This window comes from Methylobacterium sp. DB0501, assembly GCF_011043735.1.
GTDB lineage: Bacteria > Pseudomonadota > Alphaproteobacteria > Rhizobiales > Beijerinckiaceae > Methylobacterium > Methylobacterium alsaeris.
In genome coordinates this window covers 192,824-199,298 of sequence record NZ_JAAKGV010000017.1, presented here as the reverse complement: position 1 = coordinate 199,298, position 6,475 = coordinate 192,824, and the positions used below count along the sequence as shown (strand labels likewise).

The following is a 6,475-nucleotide window of genomic DNA, read 5'->3' as shown; positions in this document are numbered from 1 at the left end:
CCGTGAAGCTGGCAGCCAAGCGATTGGCCAGCGGCGAATGGTTGATCGTCATGACCAACACCGCCAAACCCAAACGTGCGCTCCAGCTCTATCGGCGACGCTGGGGGATCGAATGCTTGTTTGGCGATGCCAAGGCCCGCGGCCTCAACCTGGAAGATACCCACCTGACCGATCCGGCCAAGATCGAATTGCTGGTAGTCATCCTGACGCTGGCGATGACCTGGGTCTACAAAACCGCGACCGCCACGATGGGGTTGCGCTCCATCCCCCGAAAGGCCCATGCCCCCGAAAGGCCCATGGCCGGCGCCAGAAATCCTGGTTCCGCACCGGCCTCGACGCCCTGCGCAACGCCCTCATCTATGCCCCACACGACGCCGCGACATGGTGGGCCCAGAGCTGTCCAAAACGCCGCTCGGCCACCTGAGTCGTGTACCGTGATTAGCGCCTGCCCAGGAACCGGGAACATGCCCACCGAGACGGCCGCAGCCTTCACCAGCCGCGCCGGCCGGCCGAAAGCGGCCGCGAAGCGTGTCCCGATCTCGCCGCAAATCGATCCGGACGTTCTGGAAACCTTCAAGGCGACCGGACCTGGCTGGCAGACACGCATGCACGATGTCCTGCCCGAGGCGGCCCGGACGCGGAAGGCCGCCTGAGCCCTACTCCCCCCACCGCAACGCCGCCGCCGCCGCCAGCGTCCCGACCACCCCGGCCACCAGGCTGAGCGCCCCGAGGATCGCCAGCGGCGTCGTGAACGGCACGGTCCCGCCCAAAGCCGCATCCGCCGCCGAGACGCCGAAGATCAGGGTCGGCACCATCAGCGGCAGCACCACCACCGCGAGGATCAGGCCGCCGCGCCGGATCGAGGCGGTGAGCGCCGCGCCGACGGCGCCGATGAAGGTCAGCGCCGGGGTGCCGACGAGGAGCGTCAGGCTGGTGGCCGCCATGCCGGCAGGGCTCAAGGCGACGAGGAGCCCGAACAGCGGGGTGGCGAGCGCCAGCGGCAGGCCCGTGGTGAGCCAGTGCGCCGTGACCTTGGCCAGCACCAGGAGTTCGAGCGGGGCGGGGGCGCCGGTGAGGAGATCGAGGGAGCCGTCCTCCTCGTCGGCCTGGAACAGCCGGTCGAGGCCGATCAGGGTCGCCAGCACCGCGGCGATCCACAGGATTCCGGGGCCGATCCGGGCCAGCAGGTTGAGGTCGGGCCCGAGGCCGAACGGCACCAGGGCGACGATCATCAGGAAGAACACCAGGGACAGGGCCCCCGAGCCGCCGATGCGGCCGGCGAGCCGCAGGTCGCGGGCGACCACCGCCAGGAAGGCGCGACCCATCAGACAGCCTCCGCGAAGGGATCGGCGGCGGCTTCGGACCGGCCGGTGCGGAAGGCTTCCACGGACAGCTCCCGGGCGTCTCCTAAGCCGAGCGCCTGGTGAGTCGCGGCGATGACGAGGCCGCCTTGCGCCAGATGCCCCCGCATCAGCCCGGCGAGCGCGGCTTGGGAGGCGACGTCGAGGGCAGCGGTGGGCTCGTCGAGGAGCCAGAGCGGCCGCCGGCAGACGAGGAGCCGGGCGAGCGCGACGCGCCGGCGCTGGCCCGCCGAGAGATAGCCCACCGGCAGCCCCGCGGCGTGGGCGAGGCCCAGCCGGGCAAGCGCCTCGCGGGGGGCGAGATCGGCGTCTCCCAAAAGGTCGCGGGCGAAGGCGAGGTTCTCCTCGGCGGTCAAGGCGCCCTTCAGCCCGTCGCGGTGGCCGACGACGTGGAGGCATTCGGGGAGGGTGCGCTCGCCCACCGCCTCGGCCCTGAGGCGCCCGGCCTCCGGCCGCAGCCGCCCAGCCAGGATGGCGAGCAGCGACGATTTGCCGGCCCCGTTGCGGCCGGTGACGGTCAGCGCCTCGCCGGCTTCCAGGGTGAAGGACAGGCCGGCGAAGATGCGGCGGCCGGAGCGCCGGCAGGCGAGGTCCTCGGCGATCAGGCGCAAGGGCAAGGATCCACGGACAGGGGTCTCCGACTGGGGGGCGAAGCGGGGAGGGCGGTCCGCGTTTACGCCATGGCTGCCCCGGCGAGAATGACCGATTGCGCCGCCGACAGACCCGTAGCGGCCAGTTTCGAAGTGTTCTATACGCATCCCCGGCTGCGCCGCGCGACCTTCAGAGGCGTCCAAACCGTCCTTCGCGCATCCCAGTCCGGGCACCCCCGGGGCGGCGCGCGCACCGTCCGATTCCCGCCTTCAGGCGTGGGCGGGCGGCTAACGGGCGCGTTCCTTGCGTCAAGCAGGACCGACCCCGCAGCGCATCCGGCCGAACACTTTGGAGTGGCGCAGGCCCTGCCTGTGCCGTGTTCGACAACCCCTCGCGAGGACCACGCCGTGGCATCCATCGACAGCTTCAAGGCCCGCCAGACCCTCCAGGCCGGCGCGAAGACCTACACCATCTACTCGATCCCCCAGGCCGAGACGAATGGCCTGCCGGATGCGAGCCGCCTGCCCTTCTCGATGAAGGTGCTGCTCGAGAACCTGCTGCGCTACGAGGACGATCGCTCGGTCCGCAAGGCCGACATCGAGGCCGTGGTCGGCTGGCTCCAGAACCGCGGCAAGACCGAGGTCGAGATCGCCTTCCGTCCCGCCCGCGTGCTGATGCAGGACTTCACCGGCGTGCCGGCGGTGGTCGATCTCGCGGCGATGCGCGACGCCATGGTGGCGCTCGGCGGCGACCCGCAGAAGATCAATCCGCTCGTCCCGGTCGATCTCGTCATCGACCACTCGGTCATCGTCGACGAGTTCGGCACCCCGAAGGCGCTGGCCGACAACGTGGCGCTGGAATACGAGCGCAACGGCGAGCGCTACACCTTCCTGAAGTGGGGCCAGTCGGCCTTCGACAATTTTTCCGTCGTGCCCCCGGGCACCGGCATCTGCCACCAGGTCAACCTCGAATACCTGTCGCAGACGGTGTGGACCAAGCCCTTCGAGGGCACCGAGGTGGCCTACCCGGATTCGCTCGTCGGCACTGATTCGCACACCACGATGGTCAACGGCCTCGCCGTGCTCGGCTGGGGCGTCGGCGGCATCGAGGCCGAGGCCGCGATGCTCGGCCAGCCTTTATCGATGCTGATCCCCGAGGTCGTCGGCTTCAAGCTGTCGGGCAAGCTGCCCGAGGGCACCACCGCCACCGACCTCGTGCTCACCGTCACCCAGATGCTGCGCAAGAAGGGCGTGGTCGGCAAATTCGTGGAGTTCTACGGCCCGGGCCTCGACGACATGTCGGTCGCCGACCGCGCCACGATCTCCAACATGGCGCCGGAATACGGCGCGACCTGCGGCTTCTTCCCGGTCGACCGGAAGACCATCGACTTCCTGAAGGTCACCGGCCGCGCCGACGACCGCATCGCCCTGGTCGAGGCCTACGCCAAGGCGCAGGGGATGTGGCGCGACGCGACCACCCCGGACCCGGTCTTCACCGACACGCTCGAACTCGACATGGGCGACGTGAAGCCCTCGCTCGCCGGCCCAAAGCGGCCCCAGGACCGGGTGCTCCTCGACGGCGCCAAGCCCGGCTTCGCCCAGTCGATGGAGACCGAGTTCAGACGAGCGGCCGACATCGCCAAGCGTTATCCGGTCGAGGGCGCGAACTTCGACATCGGCCACGGCGACGTGGTGATCGCGGCGATCACCTCCTGCACCAACACCTCGAACCCGAGCGTGATGATCGGCGCCGGGCTGCTGGCCCGCAACGCGGTCGCCAAGGGCCTGCGCTCCAAGCCCTGGGTGAAGACCTCGCTCGCCCCCGGGTCCCAGGTCGTCGCCGAGTACCTGGAGAAGGCCGGCCTGCAATCGAGCCTCGACGCGCTCGGCTTCAACCTCGTCGGCTTCGGCTGCACCACCTGCATCGGCAATTCGGGTCCGCTGCCGGCGGCGATCTCGAAGTCGATCAACGACAACGACGTGGTGGCCGCCGCGGTACTCTCGGGCAACCGCAACTTCGAGGGCCGGGTGAACCCCGACGTGCGGGCGAACTACCTCGCCTCGCCGCCGCTCGTCGTCGCCTACGCGCTCGCCGGCTCGATGCAGGTCGACATCACCACGGAGCCCCTCGGCACCGGCTCGGACGGCAAGCCCGTCTACCTGAAGGACATCTGGCCCTCCACCGCCGAGGTCCAGGCCTTCATCGAGGCCAACATCACCTCGACCCTGTTCAAGTCGCGCTACGCCGACGTGTTCGGCGGTGACCAGAACTGGAAGGACGTCGAGGTCACCGAGGCCGAGACCTTCGCGTGGAACGGCGGCTCGACCTACGTCCAGAACCCGCCCTACTTTGTCGGCATGGAAAAGACTCCGAAGCCGGTGGAGGACGTGGTCAATGCCCGCATCCTCGGCCTGTTCCTCGACTCGATCACCACCGACCACATCTCGCCGGCCGGCAACATCCGGGCGGCGTCTCCGGCGGGCCACTACCTGCAGGAGCACCAGGTCCGGGTGCAGGACTTCAACCAGTACGGCACCCGCCGCGGCAACCACGAAGTCATGATGCGGGGTACCTTCGCCAACATCCGCATCAAGAACCAGATGGTGCGCGACGAGTCCGGCAACGTGGTCGAGGGTGGCTACACCCTCTACCAGCCGTCGGGCGAGCGGATGTTCATCTACGATGCCGCGATGCGCTACGAGCAGGAGGGCACCCCGCTGGTGGTGTTCGCCGGCAAGGAATACGGCACCGGCTCGTCGCGCGACTGGGCGGCGAAGGGCACCAAGCTGCTGGGCGTCCGCGCGGTGATCGCCGAGAGCTTCGAGCGCATCCACCGCTCGAACCTCGTCGGCATGGGCGTGGTGCCGCTGGTGTTCCAGGGCGACACCTCCTGGGCCTCGCTCGGCCTGAAGGGCGACGAGACCGTGACGATCGAGGGCCTGGCCGGCGAGCTGAAGCCGCGCCAGACGCTCACCGCCAAGATCACCTCGGCCGACGGCTCGGTGAAGGAGGTCCCGCTGACCTGCCGCATCGATACGCTCGACGAGCTCGAGTACTTCCGCAACGGCGGCATCCTGCCTTACGTGCTGCGCCAGCTCGCGGCGTAGGGATTGGTCCTCTCCCCACGGATGACAGCCGGAGGGAGAGGTTCCGGACACCCGGGGGCCCGTGACAGGGTCCCCGGGAACCGCCACCACGACGGGGGCCTTTCCGGCGGGAGAGGCCCCCTTCCTGTTCTCGTGAGAGCCTGCGATGAGCCCGGACGACAAGATCAACGGCCTGACGACGCTCTCGGCCCGCCACGGCGAGATGATCGCCCGGCTCTCCGAGGCGCAATCCGACGTCGCCGCCAAGCAGGTGGCCCTGCAGATGGCGGTGCGCTTCGTCGCCGGCATCCTGCGCGGAGTCGATTCCGACCATTACCGCCACCAGCTCGGCGGCTTCCTCGCCATGCTGGAGGACGCGCTGACCCGCGAGGACCCGGATTCCGACCTCGCCCGGCGGGTGCTCGACACCGTCAAGGCGACCCTGGAGCCGGAGGAGACCGAGGAGGAATAGTCCCCTCGCGCGATCACGTCTGCGCGAGACGATGGTGCGGCGACGCCGGCGCGAACCATAACCGGGCGGGGTTCCCGCGCATCGCGAGCCCCTGTTCGGTCCCCGGAGTTTCCATGACCCTTCTCAGGACGATCGCGGCCGCCGGCCTGACGCTCGCGGCCGGCGCTCCCTTCGGCGTCGCCCGGGCCGCCCCGCAGGTCGAGCGCCTGCGCGGCACGATCGAGCGCGTCGAGGCGGACGCGGTGACCATCCGTACCCGTGCCGGCACGACCGAGACGGTGCGCCTCGCCCCCGGGACGCGGGTGTCGCAGCTGGCGCCGGCGAGTCTCGACGAGGTCAAGGATGGCAGCTTCATCGGCACCGCCGCCAAGGCCGGCGCCGGTCCCGGCGATCCGCCGGTGGCCCTCGAAGTGCTGATCTTCCCCGAGGCCCTGCGCGGCTCCGGCGAGGGCCACTACCCCTGGGACCGCCTGCCGGACGGCGCCGCGAGCGGCCCGGTCGAGACGACGATGACCAACGGGACCGTCAAGGCACCGGAGGTCGAGACCACCATGACCAACGGCACCGTCGCGGGCGGCAAGGCTGCCGGCGGCGGCACCGGTCCCCGGACCCTCACGGTCTCCTACAAGGGCCAGACCCTCGCCGTCGCGGTGCCGCCGGGCACGCCGATCGTGACGCTGGAACCCGCCGACCGGGCCGTGCTCAAGCCCGGCGCCAAGGTCTTCGCCGCGGCTGTCCGCGACGGCGACCGGCTCGAGGCGCGCAGCATCTCGGTCGGCAAGGACGGCCTGACGCCGCCGATGTGAGGCGCAGACCGGAGGGACGAACGATATCCGGACGATTCTTCCGGACATCGTATCGCCGGCCCGGGACGGCGGAGCTTCGCTCCGCGCGCCTGAGCGAAGCCGATTTCCGCATCGCTCGGACATCGTATGACGCAGGAGAACCGCCGATGGCGGCCCCGT

The 6,475-nt window shown here is 70.1% G+C and carries 6 protein-coding genes; 4 read left to right on the top strand and 2 right to left on the bottom strand.

Going from position 1 to position 6,475, the window contains the following annotated elements; translation table 11 throughout:
* A partial coding sequence (locus tag G4G93_RS23905; protein ID WP_165087933.1) for a BrnA antitoxin family protein occupies positions 1-653 on the top strand: 653 nt, incomplete at its 5' end.
* Between the two features lie 3 nt (positions 654-656).
* Here G4G93_RS23905 and ccmB read toward each other — a convergent pair.
* Positions 657-1,325, bottom strand: coding sequence for a heme exporter protein CcmB (gene ccmB, locus G4G93_RS23900; protein WP_165087931.1), 669 nt, complete (start codon positions 1,323-1,325; stop codon positions 657-659).
* Entirely contained in the window at positions 1,325-1,972 is a 648-nt protein-coding gene (gene ccmA / locus G4G93_RS23895; protein ID WP_165087928.1) for a heme ABC exporter ATP-binding protein CcmA, read from the bottom strand. Before ccmA ends, ccmB begins: the two co-directional genes overlap by 1 nt.
* Before the next feature lie 387 nt (positions 1,973-2,359).
* On the opposite strand from ccmA, the gene acnA reads away from it, so the two are divergent.
* The 3 genes from acnA to G4G93_RS23880 all read left to right on the top strand — a co-directional run bounded on the left by acnA (position 2,360) and on the right by G4G93_RS23880 (position 6,316).
* Positions 2,360-5,059 carry an aconitate hydratase AcnA gene (gene acnA / locus G4G93_RS23890; protein ID WP_165087925.1) on the top strand — a complete coding sequence of 900 codons (2,700 nt, stop codon included), beginning with the start codon at positions 2,360-2,362 and terminating at the stop codon, positions 5,057-5,059.
* Positions 5,060-5,204: 145 nt separating this feature from the next.
* Entirely contained in the window at positions 5,205-5,510 is a 306-nt protein-coding gene (locus G4G93_RS23885; RefSeq protein ID WP_165087922.1) for a hypothetical protein, read from the top strand.
* A 113-nt stretch (positions 5,511-5,623) separates the two neighbouring features.
* Positions 5,624-6,316, top strand: coding sequence for a metal ABC transporter permease (locus G4G93_RS23880; RefSeq protein ID WP_165087919.1), 693 nt, complete (start codon positions 5,624-5,626; stop codon positions 6,314-6,316).
* The last annotated feature ends 159 nt before the right edge of the window (positions 6,317-6,475 follow it).

Coding starts and splice junctions, on each gene's coding strand:
- ccmB (WP_165087931.1), bottom strand. CDS start 1,325: ATGGGTCGCGCCTTCCTGGCGGTGGTCGCCCGCGACCTGCGGCTCGCC.
- G4G93_RS23885 (WP_165087922.1), top strand. CDS start 5,205: ATGAGCCCGGACGACAAGATCAACGGCCTGACGACGCTCTCGGCCCGC.
- G4G93_RS23880 (WP_165087919.1), top strand. CDS start 5,624: ATGACCCTTCTCAGGACGATCGCGGCCGCCGGCCTGACGCTCGCGGCC.